Origin of the sequence: Pseudomonas sp. TAE6080 (assembly GCF_018732265.1) — a bacterium.
Taxonomy (GTDB): Bacteria; Pseudomonadota; Gammaproteobacteria; order Pseudomonadales; family Pseudomonadaceae; genus Aquipseudomonas; species Aquipseudomonas brenneri.
The window spans coordinates 90,569-112,157 of the sequence record NZ_JAHIDY010000020.1 but is presented as its reverse complement, the minus strand read 5'-3'; the positions used below and the strand labels follow the sequence as shown (position 1 = coordinate 112,157).

General features: G+C 60.1%; 24 protein-coding genes. 13 read left to right on the top strand and 11 right to left on the bottom strand.

Annotation, left to right across the window (positions count from 1 at the left end; all coding sequences use genetic code 11):
• The 4 genes from KL786_RS16575 to KL786_RS16560 form a co-directional block, all read left to right on the top strand.
• Positions 1-554: DUF6216 family protein (locus tag KL786_RS16575; RefSeq protein WP_252193753.1), on the top strand; the 554-nt coding region annotated here is incomplete at its 5' end.
• A gap of 358 nt (positions 555-912) precedes the next feature.
• On the top strand, positions 913-1,095 hold the full coding sequence (locus tag KL786_RS16570; protein ID WP_032857937.1) for a type II toxin-antitoxin system HicA family toxin: 183 nt from the start codon (positions 913-915) through the stop codon (positions 1,093-1,095).
• Between the two features lie 23 nt (positions 1,096-1,118).
• Positions 1,119-1,529 carry a type II toxin-antitoxin system HicB family antitoxin gene (locus tag KL786_RS16565; protein WP_032857941.1) on the top strand — a complete coding sequence of 137 codons (411 nt, stop codon included), beginning with the start codon at positions 1,119-1,121 and terminating at the stop codon, positions 1,527-1,529.
• Positions 1,530-1,630: 101 nt separating this feature from the next.
• The gene (locus tag KL786_RS16560; RefSeq protein ID WP_215518319.1) at positions 1,631-2,131 is read left to right on the top strand and encodes a methylated-DNA--[protein]-cysteine S-methyltransferase; all 501 of its coding nucleotides are present in this window, start codon (positions 1,631-1,633) and stop codon (positions 2,129-2,131) included.
• 3 nt (positions 2,132-2,134) lie between these two features.
• Here the strand turns inward: KL786_RS16560 and KL786_RS16555 are convergent, their stop codons facing one another.
• From KL786_RS16555 to KL786_RS16540, 4 genes are all read right to left on the bottom strand, one after another.
• Positions 2,135-2,932 (bottom strand): GNAT family N-acetyltransferase, encoded by a 798-nt coding sequence (locus tag KL786_RS16555; protein ID WP_215518318.1) that lies wholly within the window; start codon positions 2,930-2,932, stop codon positions 2,135-2,137.
• A gap of 165 nt (positions 2,933-3,097) precedes the next feature.
• Positions 3,098-3,625 (bottom strand): DUF4142 domain-containing protein, encoded by a 528-nt coding sequence (locus KL786_RS16550; protein WP_215518317.1) that lies wholly within the window; start codon positions 3,623-3,625, stop codon positions 3,098-3,100.
• A gap of 119 nt (positions 3,626-3,744) precedes the next feature.
• Positions 3,745-4,386, bottom strand: a complete 642-nt coding sequence (locus KL786_RS16545; RefSeq protein WP_215518316.1) for a LysE family translocator — start codon at positions 4,384-4,386, stop codon at positions 3,745-3,747.
• Positions 4,387-4,455: 69 nt separating this feature from the next.
• Positions 4,456-5,373 (bottom strand): LysR family transcriptional regulator, encoded by a 918-nt coding sequence (locus tag KL786_RS16540; protein ID WP_421527215.1) that lies wholly within the window; start codon positions 5,371-5,373, stop codon positions 4,456-4,458.
• Between the two features lie 77 nt (positions 5,374-5,450).
• Between KL786_RS16540 and KL786_RS16535 the strand changes: the two genes are divergently transcribed.
• Positions 5,451-5,939 (top strand): DMT family transporter, encoded by a 489-nt coding sequence (locus KL786_RS16535; protein ID WP_032857953.1) that lies wholly within the window; start codon positions 5,451-5,453, stop codon positions 5,937-5,939.
• Between the two features lie 10 nt (positions 5,940-5,949).
• Here the strand turns inward: KL786_RS16535 and KL786_RS16530 are convergent, their stop codons facing one another.
• A complete protein-coding gene (locus KL786_RS16530; RefSeq protein WP_215518314.1) occupies positions 5,950-6,624 on the bottom strand; it encodes an NAD-dependent epimerase/dehydratase family protein in 675 nt (224 codons plus the stop codon).
• Positions 6,625-6,724: 100 nt separating this feature from the next.
• Here KL786_RS16530 and KL786_RS16525 point away from each other — a divergent pair, with 100 nt between their 5' ends.
• Positions 6,725-7,882, top strand: a complete 1,158-nt coding sequence (locus KL786_RS16525; RefSeq protein ID WP_215518313.1) for an MFS transporter — start codon at positions 6,725-6,727, stop codon at positions 7,880-7,882.
• Here the strand turns inward: KL786_RS16525 and yiaY are convergent.
• Positions 7,879-9,027: an L-threonine dehydrogenase gene (gene yiaY / locus KL786_RS16520; RefSeq protein WP_032857960.1), complete on the bottom strand. Its 1,149-nt coding sequence runs from the start codon at positions 9,025-9,027 to the stop codon at positions 7,879-7,881. The two genes, KL786_RS16525 and yiaY, sit on opposite strands and share 4 nt — an antisense overlap.
• Positions 9,028-9,153: 126 nt before the next feature.
• On the opposite strand from yiaY, the gene KL786_RS16515 reads away from it, so the two are divergent.
• A complete protein-coding gene (locus KL786_RS16515; protein WP_215518312.1) occupies positions 9,154-10,170 on the top strand; it encodes a DUF4917 family protein in 1,017 nt (338 codons plus the stop codon).
• A gap of 127 nt (positions 10,171-10,297) precedes the next feature.
• On the opposite strand, the gene KL786_RS16510 is transcribed toward KL786_RS16515, so the two are convergent.
• Positions 10,298-10,825 (bottom strand): helix-turn-helix domain-containing protein, encoded by a 528-nt coding sequence (locus tag KL786_RS16510; protein WP_032857965.1) that lies wholly within the window; start codon positions 10,823-10,825, stop codon positions 10,298-10,300.
• Positions 10,826-10,982: 157 nt separating this feature from the next.
• Here KL786_RS16510 and KL786_RS16505 point away from each other — a divergent pair, with 157 nt between their 5' ends.
• The 6 genes from KL786_RS16505 to KL786_RS16480 all read left to right on the top strand — a co-directional run bounded on the left by KL786_RS16505 (position 10,983) and on the right by KL786_RS16480 (position 18,061).
• The gene (locus tag KL786_RS16505) at positions 10,983-11,765 is read left to right on the top strand and encodes an aldolase (protein WP_215518311.1); all 783 of its coding nucleotides are present in this window, start codon (positions 10,983-10,985) and stop codon (positions 11,763-11,765) included.
• Positions 11,766-11,790: 25 nt separating this feature from the next.
• The gene (locus KL786_RS16500; RefSeq protein ID WP_215518310.1) at positions 11,791-12,678 is read left to right on the top strand and encodes a dihydrodipicolinate synthase family protein; all 888 of its coding nucleotides are present in this window, start codon (positions 11,791-11,793) and stop codon (positions 12,676-12,678) included.
• A gap of 180 nt (positions 12,679-12,858) precedes the next feature.
• Positions 12,859-13,398: an RNA polymerase sigma factor gene (locus tag KL786_RS16495; protein WP_215518309.1), complete on the top strand. Its 540-nt coding sequence runs from the start codon at positions 12,859-12,861 to the stop codon at positions 13,396-13,398.
• Entirely contained in the window at positions 13,395-14,363 is a 969-nt protein-coding gene (locus KL786_RS16490; RefSeq protein ID WP_215518308.1) for a FecR family protein, read from the top strand. The genes KL786_RS16495 and KL786_RS16490 overlap by 4 nt, the downstream gene beginning before the upstream one ends.
• A gap of 118 nt (positions 14,364-14,481) precedes the next feature.
• Positions 14,482-17,049 carry a TonB-dependent receptor gene (locus tag KL786_RS16485; protein WP_215518307.1) on the top strand — a complete coding sequence of 856 codons (2,568 nt, stop codon included), beginning with the start codon at positions 14,482-14,484 and terminating at the stop codon, positions 17,047-17,049.
• Between the two features lie 118 nt (positions 17,050-17,167).
• Positions 17,168-18,061, top strand: coding sequence for a DMT family transporter (locus KL786_RS16480; RefSeq protein ID WP_215518306.1), 894 nt, complete (start codon positions 17,168-17,170; stop codon positions 18,059-18,061).
• Between the two features lie 105 nt (positions 18,062-18,166).
• On the opposite strand, the gene KL786_RS16475 is transcribed toward KL786_RS16480, so the two are convergent.
• The 4 genes from KL786_RS16475 to KL786_RS16460 all read right to left on the bottom strand — a co-directional run bounded on the left by KL786_RS16475 (position 18,167) and on the right by KL786_RS16460 (position 21,518).
• A complete protein-coding gene (locus KL786_RS16475; RefSeq protein WP_215518305.1) occupies positions 18,167-19,384 on the bottom strand; it encodes a class I SAM-dependent methyltransferase in 1,218 nt (405 codons plus the stop codon).
• Between the two features lie 151 nt (positions 19,385-19,535).
• Positions 19,536-20,153, bottom strand: coding sequence for a TPM domain-containing protein (locus KL786_RS16470; RefSeq protein ID WP_215518304.1), 618 nt, complete (start codon positions 20,151-20,153; stop codon positions 19,536-19,538).
• 28 nt (positions 20,154-20,181) lie between these two features.
• A complete protein-coding gene (locus KL786_RS16465; RefSeq protein ID WP_032857986.1) occupies positions 20,182-20,910 on the bottom strand; it encodes a TPM domain-containing protein in 729 nt (242 codons plus the stop codon).
• Entirely contained in the window at positions 20,910-21,518 is a 609-nt protein-coding gene (locus KL786_RS16460) for a LemA family protein (protein WP_032857987.1), read from the bottom strand. Before KL786_RS16460 ends, KL786_RS16465 begins: the two co-directional genes overlap by 1 nt.
• Between the last annotated feature and the right edge of the window lie 71 nt (positions 21,519-21,589).

Here is a 21,589-nt window from a genome sequence, read left to right as displayed (position 1 = left end):
CTGACAGTCACGACCTCAAATCCGGTAACTGTCAGATGAAGTCTGAGTTTCTACACTTTAACAGCCTCACATTTAAAGAAGCTCTATTTTCTAAATATGCTCAATATGTGTTTTTTGGGCTACTCTTCATTTTCTTCTTAATTATCAGCATCTCAGCACCACTTACGAACGCAAAATACCTGATGGTTTCATTGAGAGACGCTCCGGAAGCGCCATCATTTTACCTATCCGAGGGTGATGCTAAATTTAGCTTTTTCAGATCCACCCCAACGCTGACAGACAAAGAGTGCCAGTCACCGGAATCACTTAAAGAAATTTTCAATAAAAAATTTACAGAAAAAAACATCAACATCATCTGCTCGCTCTTTGACGACAAGAAATACCGCGAGCATGTAAACAATGGGCTCAAGGGGCAACGAGGGCTTCTTCTGACAATCGTCGCAACTTCGATTTTCTTCGTATTCTGTATATTAGTGCGAATATCCAGATCAAGTATTGCAAAAAAACTCCACGAAAAAATTCATCCGCCCAAAAAACAAATTTTCAAAAAATAACCCATCCAGCTGAATAGCTTTGCGACTCTAACATTACACCGTTAGAGTCGCCTCGCTTGATTGATCACACCACAAAACCTATCTAATGCCTTTTCTAGACTACGAGTAGGTTCATATCAGTTAAGCGCAGATCCCCTGCTTTGAGCATTGCGTTCGCTTAACTGATCGGCATTAGGCTCATGAGGCCGGTTTTTTTATGCCTGGGATTTGCCAGTAAAACCCCGCAATACCTCCGTTCTGCAGCCGCGCCCCACGCCCATACACTTCTTGCACCCCTGCCGTTTTTATTGGTGGGTAGAGTGTTGATAATTTTTATTTAGTGGTTATAGTCACCACCAATACACCACAAGGAGGTGATGTGGATAGCCGATATTTAATAGGCCATATCGTTGCAGATGGCTGGTACCTGGCGCGCGTCAGGGGCAGCCATCATCATTTCAAGCACCCAACCAAGCCTGGGCTGGTGACTATTCCCCATCCCAAGAAAGACCTGCTGGACAAGACCGCCAAAAGCATTTTGAAACAGGCCCTGCTCGGTTAAACCGTCCCTGGAGGACAACGAACATGCTGTATCCGATTGCAATTTCAACCGGTGACGACAACCACGCCTGGGGTGTGGAAGTCCCTGACATCCCTGGCTGTTTCTCTGCTGGTGATGATCTGGACGACGCCATGGCCATGGCACGGGAGGCCATAGAGGGTCATTTTGAGCTTCTGGCAGAAGACGGAGCACCGATTCCCAGTGCGCAAAAGGTCACCCTGCATGCGGCCAACCCGCAGTACGCCGGCTGCACCTGGGCGGTGGTCGATATCGATGTCACCAAGTACCTGGGCAAGGCGCAGAAACTCAACATCACGCTGCCTGGCTATTTGCTCAACCGTATTGATGAATACGTGCTGCATCACCCGGAAGAAAAAAGCCGTTCGGGGTTTCTCGCTTCGGCTGCGCTGAAGGTGCTGCAACAAGAGCGATAACACCACCGAATTTGACCGCAAGAAACGTAGTTCGGCCATCAACGATGAGCGTTAAAGTGCAGGCCTGTCGGTCAATGACCCACCCAACAAGGAGCTCGCTCATGCCATGTGAATACAAACTCATGCCCTCTCCCGTCGGCCAGTTGACCCTGGTAGCCCGCAACGGCAAGCTCGCCGCGATTTTGTGGGAAACCGAGCGCGCCAACCGCGTGCGCCTGGGCGAGTTGGTAGAGGTCAACCACAGCCCGGTGCTGCTGGAAGCCGAGCAGCAGTTGAAAGAGTATTTTGCCGGCACCCGCGACCGTTTCGAGCTGGAGCTGGACTTTGACGGCACCGAGTTCCAGAAAAAAGTCTGGGGCGCGCTATTGACCATTCCCTTCGGTGAAACCCGCAGCTACAGCCAGATTGCCCAGCAGATCGGCAACCCGAAAGCCGTACGAGCGGTGGGTGCGGCGAACGGGCGCAATCCCATTTCGATCGTCGCACCCTGCCATCGGGTCATTGGTGCGTCGGGCGGCCTGACCGGATTTGCCGGTGGGCTTGAAGCCAAGCAGTACTTGCTGACATTGGAGGATGGCGAGGCCACAAGATCGCTGTTTTGATGGCTATTGCGCGACCGGCTGAAGCAACAGCCCGTTCACCAATGGGCCACGTACAAATGCCTGATAATCGAACAGCGCCTGAAAACCAAACGAGCGATAAAGCAAGAACCCATCGCTCGATGCCTCAAGAAAACACGTTTGCGCCCCCAGGCTCACGGCGTGCGCCAACGCGACCTGGATCAACCGAGTTGCATAGCCTCTACCGCGAAACTCAATGTGAGTGCCCATGTCATTGAGCCGCGCCAGCCCGTCACACATGGACAAGGTTATGGCACTCACCGGCCGCCCCTCCACTGACAGCGCAAAATGATAAAAGCCTTCGCCGCGATCAATTGCAACCTGATGCCTGGCCTGATAACGCGCAACGCCCTCGGCTGTCAGGCCAAATGCACTGCTCAGGGGAGCCGCCCAATCGTCGAGGCTCTGGGTCAAACTGACGGTATCGCTGACAGGTGTTCGGACGGCAGCGGTGAAGCTCGTCAGGTCAAGGACCATTGCGCTGGTCTTTTGCGCGAAGATAAAGCCCATCGCCTGTAGGCTTTGCGCCAACTCCTCGACCTTTTCCTGATGAATCACTATCCGTACGGGCAAAACCACGCTGCGGATCAATTGCTCACAGGCGGCCATCCCACCACCCAACGGCTCACTGCCGACCCGGACAAACAACAGGTTCCATTCATTGACGACTTCGTCAGCAAAATAGGCGCTCACACAGGCGTTGAAGCTGCGGTGCAACGGGCAGGTCGCGGAAAAAAAGTGGGCTTCGGTCCGGTGGTAAAGCGAATTGACGGTCGTAGGCATCGGCAAGTCCAGGCAAAAAACCAGTCTTGCTTCAACGCCTGCGGGTCACTGTCGGCTGTTTCCGAAAGCGACAGTAGAAAGCTGCCACGGGTGATGGGAATTACGACGCAAAAAAACGGCGGCTGGAGTAGTCCAACCGCCGTTTCAATACCACAGCCCCCGTAATCAACCGTCGCCGTTACGGCTCTTGCCATAGGACGACGCCAGGGCCCGGGCTTTTTCCAGGCGGGTTTGCAGCTTGGGCAGGGTTTCGTCGACCAGTGCCTTTATTTCGGGAATCTGCGACGCCGCGCCTTCCTGCTTGAACAGCGCGATGGCATCTTCGTTGGCCTTGACCTGCTGGGCCGTGTAGGCGGCGTCAAAGGAGTCGCCATCAGTCAGTTCAGGCATCAGGGTTTCGGCCTTGTCGGCGATCTGCTCGCGAGGCGCCACCGGCAAGTCGAGTTTTTTCGCAATCGCAGCCAAATGTTGATTGGCCAGGGTGCGCTCATTGATGACCTCGATGGTGTAGTCCTTGATTTCCTGGGACGAGGTCTTGGCGTGGGCCATGCGGCTGGTTTCGATATCGGCCATGCCTTTGGCCGAGGCTTGCTCGATAAACTCGGCAGGCCCTTGGGCCAAGGCATTGCTGGCGCCGAGGCCCAGCAGCATCGCGAAAGTGGCGGTGCGTAACCGGCTAGCCATACGGCTCATGATGGGTTCCTCCAGGTAATAAATACATGCCGGGGAACGAACCCCGCCCTGAATCTGAATTTTCAGGGCGGCAAAGGTTTAGAAAAAACTTGCTGGTGCGACGAACGGTCGTCTTGGACTCAGGAGGATTTGCTGCCCATCAAGCCCGGTAGCGCATGCGCCAGGGCATTGATGGCGAAGCCGATAAACATCACGCCGCACAGCTTGGTAATCAACACTTCATGACGCTGATACACCGTACGCACTTGCCGGGCACCCACGATGCCGATCAGGATGGCATAGGCCACCAGGCCACCGATAAAGCTCAAGACAATCAACCACGGCAGCATGGCCCAGGTCAGCAATTCGGCACGGCTGGACAGCAGCGCCGTGAAAGTGGCCACAGCCACCGGATACGCCTTGGGATTGGTCAGGCCAAACAGGATGCCGTGCCAGAACGGTTGGCGTGCTGCGCCCTGGGGCGCTTCGCTGCTGCGGTTGCGGGTGCGGATCGCACGAATGCCCAGCCAAAACAGATAGAGAGCACTGAGCACACCCAGCACATCAAATGCGCTGCTGCCGATCTCCCGCGCGCCGACAATCGCGACCAGGGCGGTGCTGCACCACACCACATCGCCCAACAGGTGCCCGCACAGAAAACCCGCGCCGGCCCGGCGGCCACGGGCCGCACCAATGCCAAATACCGCCAGCACACCGGGGCCCGGCGTGATGCCATAAATAAAGCCCGAGGCAATGACGGCAAACAGCAGTGATGAAGTCATGGGTTACACGCTCTGACAGAAAATAGGAGGGACGCGTCGATTGTGCACAATCCACTCGGCACTGCAATGCTAGGCCGCGCGTTTGGCCAGCACGTCCTGCACTTGAGCGATCAGCCACTGCAAGGCGCCATCCCCACCACGGCGTTTATGCCAGGCCAGTACAAAACCGAAAGACGGGATATGAAACGGCGGTGGCACCACCAGCAGGTGCCGGGGATCGATGTTCAGCAGCCCCTGCGAAGAAACAGTAAGAATCAGATCAGTGCCCTGGATCAACTGCGGGGCAATACCCCAATGCGGCAGGCTGATTGCCACATGGCGCCGCTCACGGATCGCGGTCAGCGCACGTTCGATTTCCGGGGTGCCACTGCCGCGCATTTCCAGCAGTACATGGGGCCGCGCCAGGTAAGTGGGCAAGTCGAGCACACCACCGGCAGGCAAGCTGTCGCGGTCGACCAGGCAAGCGTAGTGCTCTTCAAACAACGGCGTGCTGCGCAATTCGCCCGGCAGGTCGGGAAACACGCCGGCCGCCAGGTCGATTTCGCCACTGAGCACCCCCTCCTGCATGCCTTCGCGACTGGCGTGGGTGATGGCCAGATCAATCCCCGGTGCCTGCTCGCGCAGTGCCCGCACCAACCCAGGCAACAGCAGCGCCGCGCCGTAATCGGACATGGCCAGGCGAAAGGTCCGCCTGGCCGATGCCGGGTCGAAACGGTTCGGTGCCAGCAATGACTGCACCTGGGCCAGCGCATCGGCCAGTGGTGCCGCCAACTCCAGCGCGCGGGCGGTAGCGACCAGCCCACCGCCCTGGCGCACCAGTAACGGATCGCCGAGCAGATCCCGCAACCGCGCCAGCGCATGGCTCACCGCCGGTTGGCTCAGATGCAGGCGCTCAGCGGCGCGGGTGACGTGTTGCTCGCTGAGCAGTGCGTCGAGGATCACCAGCAGGTTGAGGTCGATGCGCCGTAAATCATTCATAGCGTGCATATTCAACATAAGAACTTGGAATTTAAATCTGCGCGACGAATACCGTAGAGTCCAGTAAAACCTTTGGGAGAACGAATATGACGACGTGGCATTGGCTGGGCTTGTTGCTGTTAGCGGTGTTTGCCGGTGCGGTGGTGCCGTTTCAAAGCGCGATTAACGCCAACCTCGGGCGTGGCCTGGGGCATCCCCTGTGGGCGACCCTGGCTTCGCTAACGGTGAGCATCCTGGTGTTATTGCCTGTCATTCTGGCGTTGCGACTGCCGCTGCCAAGCATGGCCTTTATCACCCAGGCCCCAATGTGGATGTGGGCGGGTGGCGCATTTGGGGTGTGTTTTATTGCCTTGGCCCTGATCTTGTTGCCGAAGTTGGGGGCTTCGGGATTTATCGCCCTGGCCATGACCGGGCAGATTCTCGCCTCGTTGCTGCTCGACCACTTTGGCCTGTTCGGCCTGGTGGAACGGCACCTCACCGCACCCCGTTTGCTCGGAGTACTGATGTTGATCGGCGGTGTGGCGTTGATTCAGTTCAGTGCCGCGCCAGCCAAGGCATTGGCTGCGGCGGGCTGACCCATTGCCATCACCGGCGCTCGACAGCCAGGCGATTGATATCGGCAGGTTCGATCACCGCTTGCGGCGCGCCATGCCGGACCACAGCTAGCATCGCCCGTCCCACCGTCTCGGTACTGACCACCCAGGCCGGCCGCACGCGACGAACCAATGACAACAATGGGCCGAGCAAGGTGTAGAACGCCTGGTAGAGCCGGGTTTTAGAACGCACACCATGCAGCGGCTGGATGATCCCCGGACGGAACAGGTAAACCGCCTTGAACGGCAGGCGCAGCAAGGCATTCTCAGTCTTGCCCTTGACCCGTGCCCACATCACCTTGCCCTGCTCGGAACTGTCGGTGCCCGTGCCGGACACATAGACAAACGTCATCTGCGGGTTGAGCCGCGCCAGGGTACTGGCAGCGACCAGCGTCAGGTCATAGGTCTGACGGGTGTAAGTCGCCTCATCCATCCCCACCGACGACACCCCCAGGCAAAACAGACAGGCATCAAACCCTTGCAGCAAATGCTCCAGGGGTTGGAAGTCGAACATATCGGCGTGCAACACCTGATGCAGCTTGCCGTGCTCCTGAGTCAACGCCGTGCGCCCCACCGCCACCACTTCCTGCACATCAGCGGCCAGCAGACACTCACGCAACACGCCCTGGCCGACCATGCCGGTGGCGCCGAATAGCAGAACTCTCATAAGGGGGGCCTCAGTGGCAAGTTTCCAACTAAAGACAAATACACTAACAGCTTGTAGCTTTGCCCCTGAAATTTAGCGTTCAGAAAGGAACTCCAGCCCCTTGAAGAGCACCACAACCCTTGCCATAGCCTGCTGCACCGCCTTCCTGTCCCAAGTCGGCATCAGCATTTACCTGCCCGCGGTACCGGCCATTTCCCAGGCACTGCAGGCCGCCGAGTCCCAGGCCTCGCTTGCCTTGGCGGTGTATCTGGTGGGCATGGCGTTGCCCATGCTGCTATGGGGCAGCCTGGGTGAACGCCTGGGCAGGAAACCGGTGCTGCTGGCGGCACTGGCCCTGTATGCCCTGGCCAGCGCGGCCATCCCCATGGCTCACAACATCGAGACGTTTCTCTCGCTACGGTTCGTCCAGGGCCTGGGGGCTGGTGGCGTTTCGGTGATGGCACGGGTGTTGGTGCGCGATAGTTTCAGCGGTGCATTGTTGGCCAAAGGCCTGTCGTGGCTGGGCATGACCTTCGTGATCGCCCTGGGTATCGGCCAGTTCATTGGCTCGGTATTGCAGGTAGCGTTGGGTTGGGAGGCGATCTTCTACGGCTTGGCATTGGCGGCAATCGGGCTGATTTGCGTACTGCAAGCGGTGGCGTTCCCGCCACGGGTAAAAGCCGATGGGCAAGTTTCTGCATGGCGTATCTACAGCATGATTTTGCAACACCCGGCGTTTCTACGAGCAGCGTTGGCGGGCGGGTTGGGGTATGGCGTGATCATCGCGTTCAATACCTGCGCTCCGCTGATTCTGCAGGGCCGCTTCGAGTGGACTGCCACGCAGTATGGGCTGCTGGGTTGGCCGATCAGCGCGGCCTATCTGGCGGGGGCATTGACGGTCAATCGTTGGGTTGCCCGCAGCGGGCGCCTGTCGATGATGACATGGGGAGTGACATTGGTAGTGGGCGGCAGTTCGGTGATGTTGCTCGCTGGCTGGTTCGCCAGTGATTGGGCCTTGCTGCTGTGGTTGCCTTATTGCGTGGCGGTGTTCGGGCAGTCGATGAGTTACCCCATCAGCCTGTCCCTGGCCAACGACCACTCTCCGGTAGGCGGCTCCTACGCCATGGCCCTAAGTGGCTTTTTGCACCAGTTGATGGCGGCGCTGATTGGTGGCATGGCCAGCTTGCTGGTCAGTCAGCAAGCGTGGCCGTTGGCGGCGTTATGTGTGGCGCTGGCAAGCGGCGCACTGTGGTGCGTCGCCCGGGCCAGGACAGACTAAAACGCGCTGCGGAAAATTTCCTCGATCTGCCGCTGATCCGCCCGCCGTGGGTTGGTCAGGCCGCACGCATCCTTGAGGGCGTTGCTTGCCAGCAGCGGGATGTCTTGCAGCTTGGCACCCAGTTCGCGCAGGCCGGCCGGGATGTCGACATCCTGGGACAGGCAGCGAATCGCAGCGATGGCCGCTTGTGCGCCTTCTTCGGGGCTGAGGTGTTTATCGGTCACGCCCAGGGCGCGGCCGACGTCGCTCAGGCGCGCGGCGCTGACGCTGGCGTTGAAGCTTTGCACGTGGGGCAGCAGCACCGCGTTGCACACGCCGTGGGGCAAGTCGTAGAGGCCGCCCAACTGGTGGGCCATGGCGTGGACAAAACCCAGGGAGGCGTTGTTGAAGGCCATGCCCGCCAGAAATTGCGCATAGGCCATGTTTTCCCGGGCCGCCATGTCGCTGCCGTCGCGCACGGCCAGGCGCAGGTTGGCGCTGATCAGTTCGATCGCCTTGATCGCGCATGCATCGGTGATCGGGTTAGCGGCGGTGGAAACATAGGCTTCGATAGCGTGGGTCAGCGCGTCCATGCCGGTGGCAGCAGTCAGGCCCTTGGGCATGGCGACCATCAGCGCCGGGTCGTTGACCGACAGCAATGGGGTGACGTTGCGGTCGACGATGGCCATTTTCACGTGGCGGGTTTCGTCGGTAATGATGCAGAAACGCGTCATTTCGCTGGCGGTACCGGCGGTGGTGTTGATCGCCACCAGCGGCAACTGCGGCTTGCTCGATTGGTCGACCCCTTCGTAGTCGCCGATATGCCCGCCATTGGTGGCACACAGGGCGATGCCCTTGGCGCAGTCATGGGGCGAACCGCCGCCCAGCGACACCACAAAATCGCAGCCACTGGCCTGTAGCAACGCCAGGCCGTTCTCGACATTCTCCACGTTGGGGTTGGGTTTGGCGCCGTCGTAGAGCACCGAATCGATGTCCTGCATCGCCAGTTTCTCGGCAATCATGCTGGCCACGCCCGCCTTGGCCAGACCGGCATCGGTGACAATCAGCGCCTTGCGAAAACCGTAGTTGCGGATCGCGCTCATGGCTTCGTCGAGGCAGTCGATGCCCATGATGTTGACGGCGGGAATGAAGAACGTGCTGCTCATGGTGAACCCTCGGGGATACGTTGATGCCTACAGCATCGACCGCAGCGGGCTGCGGCATCTTGACCAAGATCAACGCCCGCCCGTGATAAAGTCACCACCCAGCCGTTTTTGAGTAGACCCGCCGCAATGAAGGATTTCCAGGATATCGACGCCGCCCTTGAAGACTGGAGCGCACTGCGCAGCAGCACCGCCTTCGCCGCGATCCTGATCGGCAACGGTGCCAGTCGCGCGGTGTGGGAAGACTTTGCCTACGACTCACTGTTTGAAAACGCACGCACCGTGGAAGAAAAGCCCTTGAGCGCTTCCGAACTGAGCGTGTTTGATGCGATGCAGACCCGCAGTTTCGAACAAGTGCTGGGCGCCCTGAAAACCACCAGCCGCGTCAACAAGGCCCTGGCCGTCAGCTCCGCCGCGCCGCGCAATCGCTACTACGCGATCAAGGAAGCGCTGATCAACACCATCCACGCCGTGCATATCCCCTGGCGCCTGGTGCAGCCTTCGACGCTGGTGACGATCAATCAGGAACTGGCGAGCTACAAGACGGTGTTCACCAGCAATTACGACTTGCTCAACTACTGGTCGATCCTGCACACGCCAGGCATTGACGACCTGTTTCGTGGTGCCGAATCACGCTTTGACCTACGCGATACCGCCACCGCCGCGACGCGCATCCTGTACCTGCACGGCGGCCTGCACCTGGTGCGTAACCTGGATGGTTCGGCGCGTAAATTGCCGTCCAGCGACAGTACGTTGCTCAGCAGTTTTGCGATCAACAACACCATCAAGACCCTCGACGATGTGCCGCTGTTCATCAACGAAGGGCCCACTGGCGAAAAGCTCAAGACCATCCGCAGTTCGGATTATCTGTCGTTCTGCTATGAACAGTTGCTGGGCCAGGAAGGTGCGCTGTGCATCTTCGGCCATCACCTGGGCGAGCAGGATCAACACTTGGTGGAGGCGATTCGCCGTTCGAAGATCAAGACCCTGGCGATTTCGGTATTTGGCCGCAGCGAAGGGTTTATCCAGCAGCAGAAGCGGCGGTATGCGGGGCTGTTTGAAGGGATGGAGGTGGAGCTGCGGTTCTTTGCGGCGCGCAGCCATGCCCTGGGCAAAGCGGCACTGTCGGTGCCGGTCGAACACTGATCCCCAGAACAGAGGCGATCAAATGTGGGAGCTGGCTTGCCTGCGATGCAGGCGATGCGGTGTATCAGCAACTGTGAGGTGATGCCATCGCAGGCAAGCCAGCTCCCACATTGACCGCGTTCCAAACCTATTCTTCGGCGCTGTGTACCACCACCAGCAACTGCGCCTGCACTTCGCCCACCGAACGAATGCGGTGCGGTTTTTGCGCATTGAAGTGCAATGCGTCGCCGCGCTCCAGCAGTACCCGTTCGTTCATGAAGTCCACTTCCACCCGGCCTTCATGCACAAACAGAAACTCCTCCCCCAAGTGCTCCTTGAAAGTCTTGTCGCTGAACTCCGCCGGCGGATAGATGATGAACGGCAGCAGGCTGCGCTCGCTGACCTGATGGGCCAGCACTGCATAACCCGGCGACGTGTCGGGCCGCTCATGGCTGCGCACCAGGCTGTAGCTGTCGAGGCTGACGTTGTCTTCGCTGAACAGTTCTTCGACCTTGACGTTCAACGCCTTGGCCAGTTTCAGCGCGGCGGCAATCGACGGCGTGTTCAGCCCGCGCTCGACTTTCGACAGATAACTCTTGGTCATCCCGGATTTCTCGGCCAGTGCCTCCAAGGTAACACCGAGCTTTTTTCTCAATAATTTCAAACGGATAGACATGCGCAGCGATTAATCCAGCCAGAGGACGATGATTTTTACTTGCCAATGACACATTGTGTCATATAGCCTCTTTAGTGTCATTTGCAGAACCCAACGACCTTGCGAGCTGCGGGAACCAGCAAATCGACGTCCATTGAACCACCCAAAGGACACCGATATGGCCAAGACATTAGCACTCCCCAAAGACCAACTGGTCAAGCAAGCGCTGACCCAGATGCAAAGCAGCCTGACAGATAATACGTGGACCGACCGGCAAAAGCTGGCCCTGACCTGCCGGATTCTGTTCGAGAACGGCCACGACTCCGGCCTGGCCGGGCAGATCACTGCGCGTGGCCCGACGCCTGGCACCTACTACACCCAGCAACTGGGCCTGGGTTTCGATGAAATCACCGCCAGCAACCTGCTGCTGGTCAACGAAGACCTGGAAGTGTTGGAAGGCCACGGCATGCCCAACCCGGCCAACCGCTTTCACAGCTGGGTCTATCGTGGCCGGCCGGATGTGAACTGCATCATCCACACCCACCCGACGCACATCGCCGCCCTGTCGATGCTGGAAGTGCCGTTGGAGGTGTCGCACATGGACCTGTGCCCACTGTATGAAGACTGTGCATTCCTCGAAGCTTGGCCGGGTGTGCCAGTGGGTAACGAAGAAGGCGAAATCATCACCCAGGCCCTGGGCGACAAGCGCGCAATCCTGCTGTCCCACCACGGTCAACTGTCCACTGGCGGCACCATCGAAGAAGCCTGCGTGATCGCGCAATTGATCGAACGGGCGGCCAAACTGCAACTGCTGGCCATGAGCGCCGGTACCGTCAAGCCGATTCTGCCGGCACTGGGACGCGAGGCCCATGACTGGATCTCCAAGCCCAAGCGCCACGGCGCCGCGTTCAACTACTACGCTCGGCAGAACCTGCGCCAACACGCCGATTGCCTGAACTGAAGCCTTTTTCGACCGGAGATATTCCATGTCCAGCCCTACTATTCACGGCATCATCGGCTACACCATCACCCCGTTCAGCGCCGACGGCAGCCGCCTTGACCTCGACGCCCTGGGCCAATCCATCGATCGCTTGATCGACAGCGGCGTCCACGCCATCGCGCCGTTGGGCAGCACCGGTGAAGGCGCGTACCTGAGCGATACGGAGTGGGACGAAGTCAGCGCCTACAGCATTGACCGGGTCGCCAAACGTGTCCCGACCATCGTCAGCGTGTCCGACCTGACCACCGCCAAGGCCGTGCGCCGCGCGCGCTTTGCCGAAGCCGAGGGCGCCGATGTGGTAATGGTGCTGCCGACCTCGTACTGGAAGCTCAGTGAGGCGCAGATCCTTGCGCACTACGCGGCCATCGGCGACAGCGTCGGCGTGCCGATCATGCTCTACAACAACCCGGCCACCAGCGGCACGGACATGTCGGTGGAGTTGATCCTGCGCATCGTCAACAGCGTCGATAACGTGACGATGGTCAAGGAGAGCACCGGCGATATCCAGCGCATGCACCAGCTGTACCGCCAAAGCGAAGGCCAGGTGCCGTTCTACAACGGCTGCAACCCACTGGCCCTGGAAGCCTTCGCCGCCGGCGCCAAGGGCTGGTGCACCGCTGCGGCGAACCTGATCCCGCAACTCAACCTGGACCTGTACCAGGCCGTGTTGGCCAACGACCTGAACCAGGCACGTGCACTGTTCTATCGCCAGTTGCCGTTGCTCGACTTCATCCTCAAGGGTGGTTTGCCAGCAACGATCAAGGCTGGCTTGCGCATGACCGGGCTGGAAGTCGGTGATCCACGATTGCCGGTGTTCCCGCTGGACATGGCGGGCCAGGCGCAGTTGCAGAAGCTGTTGACCTCGTTGAGCTAAAACACAACCCTGTGGGAGCGGGCTTGCCCGCGATAGCGGTGGGTCAGACACACCGTAATCGCGAGCAAGCCCGCTTCCACATTGGATTGCATGGGCCTTTAAATTTACGGAGACAAATAGCAATAATTCTCGATATCATTCGCGACTTTTCTGCAGCGTGCTGCGTCAAGAAGGATATCCATGTCTCGTTTCAAGCCCGACCCGTTGTCGGCCGACGCCTTTCGCGGGTTTTATGCAGATATCCTGCATTACCTGCGCAAACGCACGGACAACGCCAGCGACGCGGCGGACATGACCCAGGATGTCTTTACCCAATGGCTGGACTACCGCGACCGGGCCAAGGTCGAGCAGCCACGGGCCTTTCTGTTTCAGATGGCACGCAATCTGTTGCGTGATCACTGGCGCAAACAGAAGGTGCGGCACATCGTCCACAACGAGCAGGCCGAATGGGATGCCGAGCCTGTCACCGACGAGCAAAACGACCCCATGGCTGCCGCTCAACGCACCCAACGCCTGGAGCAGTTGAAAGAAGTCCTCGCCGAACTCTCGCCCCGCAGGCGAGAAGCCCTTATGCTGCACCGCTTCGAAGGCTTGAGCCAGGCGCAGATCGCCGAGCGCATGGGCGTTTCGATCAGCATGGTGGAAAAGCACATCGCCTTTGCCCTGCTGCACTGCAAGCAGCGACTTCAAAAAGACCCGGGCAAGGAGCAGCCAGAATGACCCGCTTGAGCAACCGCGACGGCCATGCAATTGATGAGCACGACAGCATCGATGCACAGGCTGCCAGTTGGTTTGCGCGCAATCGCAACGAAGGCGGCAGCCTCGATCGCAAGGCCTTCATCGCCTGGCAGGCCGTGCCGGCCCATGCGCGTGCCTACGCCGAATTCGAACAACTGTGGGCCGACCTTGGCCAGCTGCAGCAACTGAACAAACCCGTGCCCTTGCCCACACGCAAGACAGCGCCTTGGCGCCCGGCGCTGGCCGTGGCTGCCGCGCTGGTCTGCGCCTTGCTCGCGAGCAACCTCGGCGCCCCGCGCGGGCTCTATCACACCGAGGTCGCGGCGCAGGACAAAGGCATGCGCACCCTGGACCTGCCGGATGGCAGCACCTTGTACGTCAACGCCAGCACACGATTGCGGGTGGACTTCGATGCCCAGCGCCGCGTGATCCACCTGGACCAGGGCCAGTTGTACCTGGAGGTGGCGCCCGACAAGGAGCGACCACTGTTCGTGCGTGCCGGCGAAGCCGACGTGCGGGTGGTAGGCACCGCTTTTGATGTGCGCCGCAGCCAGCAGCAACTGGTGGTCAGCGTGGCCCACGGGATGGTGGCCTTTGCCCCCGACCAGAAAGCCAGCGCCGTGATGCTCGGCGCCCAGCAACGGGCGACCTACAGCTATGCCAAGGGCTCCGTGCAACAACAAACCCTGGCCGCTGGCGAGGTCGCCGACTGGCGCAGTGGCCACTTGTCCTTTCGCAACCGCGAACTGGCCAGCCTGCTGGACGAGTTGAGCCTGTACCGGCCCAAGGCCGTGGTCTTGGCCGATGGCCCGGTGGCGCACCTGAAAGTTTCCGGCAATCTCGACGTGAATGACCCGGATGCGCTGCTCAATGCCCTGCCGGCCCTGTTGCCGGTGAAAACCGTGGCCCTGGGCGACGGCATTATCCGTATCGAGGCACGCAAGTAACACCATATGAGAATATTTTGCATTCGCATGTGAGGATTTTTTTTCCTGCCGCGTCTTCCTCCGGTCTGCGTTTGATACGCATGCCTTTTTTGGCTATTTAGCCGCCTTGGGGGATTTCATGTTTCGCGCGCCTTGCCTTGCCCAGCACCTGTTTCTTCGACCGACCCTGATCGCCGCCTGCCTGACCGTCAGCCTGACCGCCCAGGCCGAGTCGCTCAAACTGCAACTGCCGGCCCAACCGTTGGCCACATCCCTGAGCCAGGTGGCGCAACAGGCAAAAATCCAGCTGCTGTTCGATGAAGACCTGCTGAAGAATATCCAGGCGCCAGCGATCAACGGCGATTTCACCCCCGAAGTGGCGATCCGCACCCTGCTCAAGACCGGCGAATTCACCCTGATCAAAGTGGGCAGCACCTATGTCGTGCGCCCCGAAGAAAGCCGCACCACCAACAGCGCCAGCGTCCAGTTGGACGCCTTGAGCGTGATCGGCACCGGCAACCAAGTCGATGCCAGCACCGTCGGCCGCTCGACCCTGTCCCAGGCCGATATCGACCGTCTGCAGCCCAACAACATCGCCAGCCTGGTGCAGACGCTGCCGGGCGTGACCATGGGCGGCTCGATGAAGCCGGGTGGGCAGACCATCAATATTCGCGGGATGGGCGAGGCTGAAGACGTGCCGATGACCGTCGATGGCGCGGCCAAAAGCGGTTTCGAGCGCTATCAGCAAGGCACCGTGTTTATCGAGCCCGAGATGATCAAGAGCGTCGAGGTGGAAAAAGGCCCGCACTCGGCCTTCACCGGTAACGGTGGGTTCGGTGGTACGGTCAACATGGTCACCAAGGATGCACCGGACCTGCTCAAGGACGGGCGCAACAGCGGTGCGATGCTCAAGTACGGCTACTCCAGCAATGACCACGAGCAGGTCTACAGCGGTGCCGTGTATGGCCGCACCGACGACGGTCGTATCGACGCCCTGGCCTACCTGACCAAGCGCGACGGCGGCGACATGAAGCTGGCCGACAAGCGCGACTACGACAGCAAGGACTACCCGATCAACCCGCAGCGCCTGCCCAACAGCGCCCAGGATGTTGACGGTCAACTGTTCAAACTGAACATGTACCTCACCGATGAGCACAGCCTCGGTTTCTCCTACTCCCGGGCCAACAGCGAGCGCTGGACACCGTTCTCGGCCAAGAGCTATCCGTCGCCACCACGCCAGTCCGAGATCGACCGCTACGGCTACAAGGGCGCTTTGAAACGCTTTTTGGCCAACCGCACCACTGTCGACACCACCTGGTCGGGCAAGTATGAATACCAGCCCCTGGACAACCCGTTGATTGACATGAAGCTCAGCTACTCGGAGTCCAACACCGACCAGACCGACGAGCGCGACGCCACGGCCGTCATTGCCCTGTCGAGCGGCGGGCGCAAAATGGACACCGCCTACACCGACAAGATTCTTGAACTGCGCAACATCAGCCGCTTCAATACCGGCCCGCTGGACCACGCCCTGACCACTGGCGTGCAGGTCCGCAAACACATCCGCGACACCGAAAGCTGGATGCCCGGCGCAATCTACAACACGCCCAAGTACAACTACGGGTATTTCCAGCCGGCGTTCATGCCCCGCGGCAAGGTCGACACCAATGCGTTCTATATCCAGGACGCGGTAACCCTGGGCGACGTGACCATCACCCCGTCCCTGCGTTATGACCACGTGGTCAACCGTGGCAAAGCCAACGACGCGCCTTACTACAGCAACCCCGATCCGGCCTTCGGCCACGACTACAGCGACCGTACCTATGCCGGCTGGTCGCCGCGCCTGGCGGCGTTCTGGAAGGTCACCCCGGACGTAGCTCTGTTTGCCAACTGGAGCCGCACCTGGCGCGCGCCGGTGATCGACGAACAGTACGAAGTCCAGGGCCTGGGCAGCCGCACCTCCACCAGTCGCAACCTCGATCCGGAGCGCATCACCGCCATTACCGTGGGTAATGTCACCAGCTTCGCCAACGTGATTGCCAGCGGCGACAGCCTGCAACTGCGCACGACGCTGTTCCACAACACGATCGAAGACGAGATTTTCAAGGCCACCGGCCTCGGCTGCCAGGAACAGAACTACAAGGACGGCACTATCGCTGATGTCTGCACCGACATGGCGTCGAAGACCAATTACCGCAACGTCGGCAGCATGACCATCAAGGGCTTCGAGCTCGAAGGCTACTACGACTCGACCTACCTGTTCGGCTCCCTGAGCTACTCGTGGGCCACCGGCAAACGCGAAAACCCTTACACCAACCCGTGGGCCAGCGATATCAACGTCTGGGCCCGCGACATTCCACCGGCCAAGTGGGTCGCGATGCTAGGCACCAAAATTCCTGCCTGGGACGCACAAGTGGGCTGGCAAGGCCAGTTCGTGCGCAAGACCGATCGCCTGCCCAGCGACAAATATTCAAGCGGCCTGAACAGCAGCTTCGGCGACAGGTTTTATGACCAGTACGCCAACGACAGCTACGACACCCAGGGCCTGTTTGCCAAATGGACCCCGCAACAGGCGTACCTCAAGGGCACCGAAGTCAACTTCACCGTCGACAACCTGTTCAACCGCAGCTACATGCCGGCCTTGAGTGGCGACAGCGCCACCAGCGTCGGACGCAATGCCAAGATCAGCGTGACCCGCTTCTTCTAACCCACCCACACCTTCAGAAACTGTACGGTTCAATCTGCACCCAGCTGTAAGCCCGCGTCCTGCGGGCTTTGTGGCTAGATGGGCAATCTCTTCCAGCCCATTCGATCCGGTTGTACCCATGAATTCGCGCGAAAACACCGGCATGGCCCTCGGCCTGCTCGGCGTGATTATCTTCAGCCTGACCTTGCCCTTCACCCGCATCGTGGTGCAGGAAATCCACCCGTTGCTCAATGGCCTGGGCCGCGCGTTGTTCGCGGCGGTGCCGGCAGCCTTGCTGTTGCTGTGGCGTCGCGAAGCCTGGCCGACCTGGCGCCAGGTACGCGGCCTGAGCCTGGTGATTGCCGGAGTGATCCTCGGTTTCCCAGTGCTGTCGGCCTGGGCCATGCAAACCCTGCCCGCCTCCCACGGCGCCCTGGTCAACGGCCTGCAACCCCTGTGCGTGGCGCTGTATGCGGCGTGGCTGTCCCATGAACGACCGTCAAAAGCCTTCTGGGCCTGCGCGGCGCTGGGCAGTGCGTTGGTGCTCGGTTATGCGCTGATCAGCGGCGCCGGTAGCATCCAGGCCGGGGACTTGCTGATGCTCGGAGCGATTGCCGTGGGTGGCCTGGGCTATGCCGAAGGCGGCCGGCTGGCCAAGGAAATGGGGGGCTGGCAAGTGATCTGCTGGGCACTGGTGCTGTCGACGCCGCTGCTGATCGGGCCGGTGGCGTACCTGGCGCTGCAACACGAAGGCGCGATTTCGGCCCGCACCTGGTGGGCGTTTGGCTACGTCTCGCTGTTCTCGCAGTTCCTGGGGTTCTTTGCCTGGTACGCCGGGTTGGCCATGGGCGGGATCGCCCGGGTCAGCCAGATCCAGCTGCTGCAGATCTTTTTCACCATCGCCTTTTCCGCGTTGTTTTTTGGTGAGCACATCGAACCGATTACCTGGCTGTTTGCCTGCGGGGTGATCGTGACGGTGATGCTGGGGCGCAAGACGGCTGTGCAGCCGGCGCCCAGGCCGAGCACAGTCTAATGTGGGAGCTGGCTTGCCTGCGATAGCAGAGTGTCAGTCAACCCATTCGGTACTGACACACCGCGATCGCAGGCAAGCCAGCTCCCACAGGGACCGAGTCGCCTGTCAGGGCAGGTAGTTATCGGCGCGCAGCAGGGTTTCCAGGCAGTGCTCGCTGATCTGGTAGAACGCCTTCAACTCGCGGATCTTCTCCAGCAACTGCGCGTTATCCGAAGGCTCGGCACGCTTGACCGCCAAAATCATCTTGTTCTTGTTGGTGTGGTCCAGCGAGATGAACTCGAACACCTTGGTTTCATACCCACAAGCTTCCAGGAACAACGCGCGCAAGCTGTCGGTGACCATTTCCGCCTGCTGGCCCAGGTGCAGGCCGTATTGCAGCATCGGCTTGAGCAGCGCCGGGCTCTGGATCTGCAAGCGGATCTGTTTGTGGCAGCACGGCGAACACATGATGATCGACGCACCGGAACGGATGCCGGTGTGGATCGCATAGTCGGTGGCGATGTCGCAGGCATGCAGGGCGATCATCACGTCCAGCTCGCTGGGCGCCACGCTGCGCACGTCACCGCACTTGAACACCAGCCCCGGGTGCTCCAGGCGGGCGGCGGCGTTGTTGCACAGGGTCACCATGTCTTCGCGCAACTCGACACCCGTCACCTGGCCTTCGGCCTTGAGGGTGTTGCGCAGGTAGTCGTGGATGGCGAATGTCAGGTAGCCCTTGCCCGAACCAAAATCCGCGACCCGCACGGGCCGGTTCAGTTGCAAGGGGGACGAGGTCAGCGCATGGCTGAATACTTCGATGAACTTGTTGATCTGCTTCCACTTGCGCGACATCGCCGGGATCAGCTCGTGCCTGGCGTTGGTCACGCCCAGGTCGGCGAGGAACGGCCGGCCGAGGTCAAGGAAGCGGTGTTTCTCGCGGTTGTGCTCGGCCGACGGCGCTTCCCGCAGTTGCTGGGGTTTGCTCTTGAACAGCGAGCTTTTGTTCTTCTTGCTGTATTCGAGCTGCGCCTCGTCGGTCAACGACAGCAGGTGCGCGTTCTTGAACGAGGCAGGCAGCAGCGCGGCAATCGCCGCCACGCCATCGTCCACGGAGAAGTTCTTGGTGATGTCACGGGTCTTGTAGCGATAGACGAAGGACAGGCATGGCTGCTCCTTGACCGTCACCGGTTTGATGATCAGCCGCTGCAACTCGGCTTCTTCACCCACGTACTTGGCCAGCACCAGCTTGATAAAGGCGTTTTGCCCAAGGCTTGCGCCCAACAGTTCGATGAACTGGGCGTGATGATCCGGCGCAGGGCTGGTGGGTTTAGCGGTGACAGACATGAACAAAAACGCCTCGGGCAGGGAATGCCGGGCATTTTAGGGGGGATGGGGCGCCAGGGCACGGAGTTATTTGCCCAACGGTCAGCACACTTCAAAATGCGGAAGCTGCTTTCTGTAGGAGCTGGCTTGTGTAGGAGCCAGCTCCCACAGATTACTTGAGGACGATCAGGCGGTTCGGCAGCTCATTGCGGGTTTGCGTCACCGGCACATGCACTTTCAACAATTCGCCACAGGCTTCGATGCAGGCAATGAACCCTGCCAACGTCTGCCCCTGCTTCACTTGCTGGGTAAACGCCTTGACGATCACATCCCAACTTTTGTCATCCAGGCGCTTGGAAATCCCGTCATCCACCAGGATCTCCACATACCGCTCGGCTTCACTGACAAAAATCAGCACCCCGGTGCTGCCCAGCGTGTGGTGCAGGTTCTGCTCCAGGAACTGTCGACGCGCCAGGTTCGACGCGCGCCAATGCCGCACCGAACGCGGGATCAGGTGGGTGGTGATCTTTGGCAGGCGGAACACCAGGCACAGCACGACAAACGTCGCCCACTGCGCCAGCAGCAAGGTGTGCATGGTCAGCCAGCCCGACAGGTAATGCACGATCCCCGGCACCACCAATGCCACCACACTGGCCCACAACAGCGGGATGTAGGCGTAGTCATCGGCGCGGGCGGCGAGTACGGTCACCAGTTCGGCGTCGGTCTGTTGTTCGACCCTGGCGATCGCTTCGGCGACCTGGCGCTGCTCGTGTTCAGTCAGTAAAGCCATGGTTGTAGATGCTCTTTAGTTATTGTCATTACCAGCCACCTGAAGCCCCGCCGCCGCCAAAACCACCGCCGCCGCCCCTGAAACCGCCGCCGCCCCCGCCTCCACCGCCGCCACGCCCACTGCTGCTGAGAATCGCCAGCAGAATGGCGCCTACCGGCAGCCCCATGCGGTTGCACAGCCACAACACCACCAGCAGCAAAATAAACAGACCGATGGAGAACGCCGGGTTGTCCTTGGCAAAGTTGGGGTCGGCCACATGGGCCGGCACCGCCAGCGGCTCACCGCCGACCACTTGCACCATCGCCGCCACGCCGTCGCTGATGCCCTTGGTGAAGTTGCCGGCCTTGAACGCCGGCGCAATCACCTGGTTGATGATCACCCACGACTGCGCATCGGTGAGCACGCCTTCCAGGCCATAACCCACTTCGATGCGCAACTGGCGCTCGTCCCGGGCGACGATCAGCAGCGCGCCGTTGTCCTTGCCCTTTTGCCCGATGCCCCAGTGCCGGCCCAGTTGAAAACCGAAGTCTTCAATGGGCAGGCCTTGCAGGTCGGGCACAGTGACCACCACGACCTGGGCACCGGTGGTCTGCTCCAGCGTCTGCAATTGCTGGCTCAGTTGCGCACGCACCGGCGGGTCGATCATTTGTGCGTTATCGACCACCCGCCCGGTCAGCGCCGGAAAGTCCGGTGCTGCCTGGGCCGTCAGGCAAAAAGACAGCAGCCACGCCGCCAGCCACCAAACGCGCTGGCCCATCAGAACTTCACTTGCGGCGCTTTATCGGCATCGGCACTGGTGGCCTCGAAGTTGGCGCGCATTGGCAAGTCGCTGTACATCACGCTGTGCCACAGGCGGCCTGGGAAGGTACGGATCTCGGTGTTGAAGGCCTGCACGGCGGCGATAAAGTCGCGACGGGCCACGCTGATACGGTTTTCAGTGCCTTCCAGCTGCGATTGCAGGGCCAGGAAGTTCTGGTTGGCCTTCAGGTCCGGATAACGCTCGGACACCACCATCAGGCGGCTGAGGGCACCACTCAAGCCTTCCTGGGCCTGCTGGAACTGCTTGAGTTTTTCCGGGTTGTCGAGGGTGCTGGCATCGACCTGGATCGAAGTCGCCTTGGCCCGCGCCTCAATCACGGCGGTGAGGGTGTCTTGCTCGTGGGCGGCATAGCCCTTGACCACTTCCACCAGATTGGGGATCAGGTCGGCACGCCGCTGATACTGGTTCTGCACCTGGGCCCAGGCCGCCTTGACCTGTTCGTCCAGGGTCGGGATCTTGTTGATGCCGCAACCGCTCAGCACGCTGCTGATCAGTAGCAGGGCCGCGGCTTTCCAGCCCCATCGAATAGTTTGTGCTGCTTGCATGGTGTTTCTCCTGGCCAACCTTATGGAATTTGACGACTCACCCTATACATCACGCGCTTGGGGCATAATCG

What these genes read in the sequence shown, in the direction of transcription:
- KL786_RS16565 (WP_032857941.1), top strand. Translation starts at nt 1,119, where the DNA reads ATGCTGTATCCGATTGCAATTTCAACCGGTGACGACAACCACGCCTGG.
- KL786_RS16560 (WP_215518319.1), top strand. Translation starts at nt 1,631, where the DNA reads ATGCCATGTGAATACAAACTCATGCCCTCTCCCGTCGGCCAGTTGACC.
- KL786_RS16555 (WP_215518318.1), bottom strand. Translation starts at nt 2,932, where the DNA reads ATGCCTACGACCGTCAATTCGCTTTACCACCGGACCGAAGCCCACTTT.
- KL786_RS16550 (WP_215518317.1), bottom strand. Translation starts at nt 3,625, where the DNA reads ATGAGCCGTATGGCTAGCCGGTTACGCACCGCCACTTTCGCGATGCTG.
- KL786_RS16545 (WP_215518316.1), bottom strand. Translation starts at nt 4,386, where the DNA reads ATGACTTCATCACTGCTGTTTGCCGTCATTGCCTCGGGCTTTATTTAT.
- KL786_RS16540 (WP_421527215.1), bottom strand. Translation starts at nt 5,373, where the DNA reads ATGCACGCTATGAATGATTTACGGCGCATCGACCTCAACCTGCTGGTG.
- KL786_RS16535 (WP_032857953.1), top strand. Translation starts at nt 5,451, where the DNA reads ATGACGACGTGGCATTGGCTGGGCTTGTTGCTGTTAGCGGTGTTTGCC.
- KL786_RS16530 (WP_215518314.1), bottom strand. Translation starts at nt 6,624, where the DNA reads ATGAGAGTTCTGCTATTCGGCGCCACCGGCATGGTCGGCCAGGGCGTG.
- yiaY (WP_032857960.1), bottom strand. Translation starts at nt 9,027, where the DNA reads ATGAGCAGCACGTTCTTCATTCCCGCCGTCAACATCATGGGCATCGAC.
- KL786_RS16515 (WP_215518312.1), top strand. Translation starts at nt 9,154, where the DNA reads ATGAAGGATTTCCAGGATATCGACGCCGCCCTTGAAGACTGGAGCGCA.
- KL786_RS16510 (WP_032857965.1), bottom strand. Translation starts at nt 10,825, where the DNA reads ATGTCTATCCGTTTGAAATTATTGAGAAAAAAGCTCGGTGTTACCTTG.
- KL786_RS16505 (WP_215518311.1), top strand. Translation starts at nt 10,983, where the DNA reads ATGGCCAAGACATTAGCACTCCCCAAAGACCAACTGGTCAAGCAAGCG.
- KL786_RS16500 (WP_215518310.1), top strand. Translation starts at nt 11,791, where the DNA reads ATGTCCAGCCCTACTATTCACGGCATCATCGGCTACACCATCACCCCG.
- KL786_RS16495 (WP_215518309.1), top strand. Translation starts at nt 12,859, where the DNA reads ATGTCTCGTTTCAAGCCCGACCCGTTGTCGGCCGACGCCTTTCGCGGG.
- KL786_RS16490 (WP_215518308.1), top strand. Translation starts at nt 13,395, where the DNA reads ATGACCCGCTTGAGCAACCGCGACGGCCATGCAATTGATGAGCACGAC.
- KL786_RS16485 (WP_215518307.1), top strand. Translation starts at nt 14,482, where the DNA reads ATGTTTCGCGCGCCTTGCCTTGCCCAGCACCTGTTTCTTCGACCGACC.
- KL786_RS16480 (WP_215518306.1), top strand. Translation starts at nt 17,168, where the DNA reads ATGAATTCGCGCGAAAACACCGGCATGGCCCTCGGCCTGCTCGGCGTG.
- KL786_RS16475 (WP_215518305.1), bottom strand. Translation starts at nt 19,384, where the DNA reads ATGTCTGTCACCGCTAAACCCACCAGCCCTGCGCCGGATCATCACGCC.
- KL786_RS16470 (WP_215518304.1), bottom strand. Translation starts at nt 20,153, where the DNA reads ATGGCTTTACTGACTGAACACGAGCAGCGCCAGGTCGCCGAAGCGATC.
- KL786_RS16465 (WP_032857986.1), bottom strand. Translation starts at nt 20,910, where the DNA reads ATGGGCCAGCGCGTTTGGTGGCTGGCGGCGTGGCTGCTGTCTTTTTGC.
- KL786_RS16460 (WP_032857987.1), bottom strand. Translation starts at nt 21,518, where the DNA reads ATGCAAGCAGCACAAACTATTCGATGGGGCTGGAAAGCCGCGGCCCTG.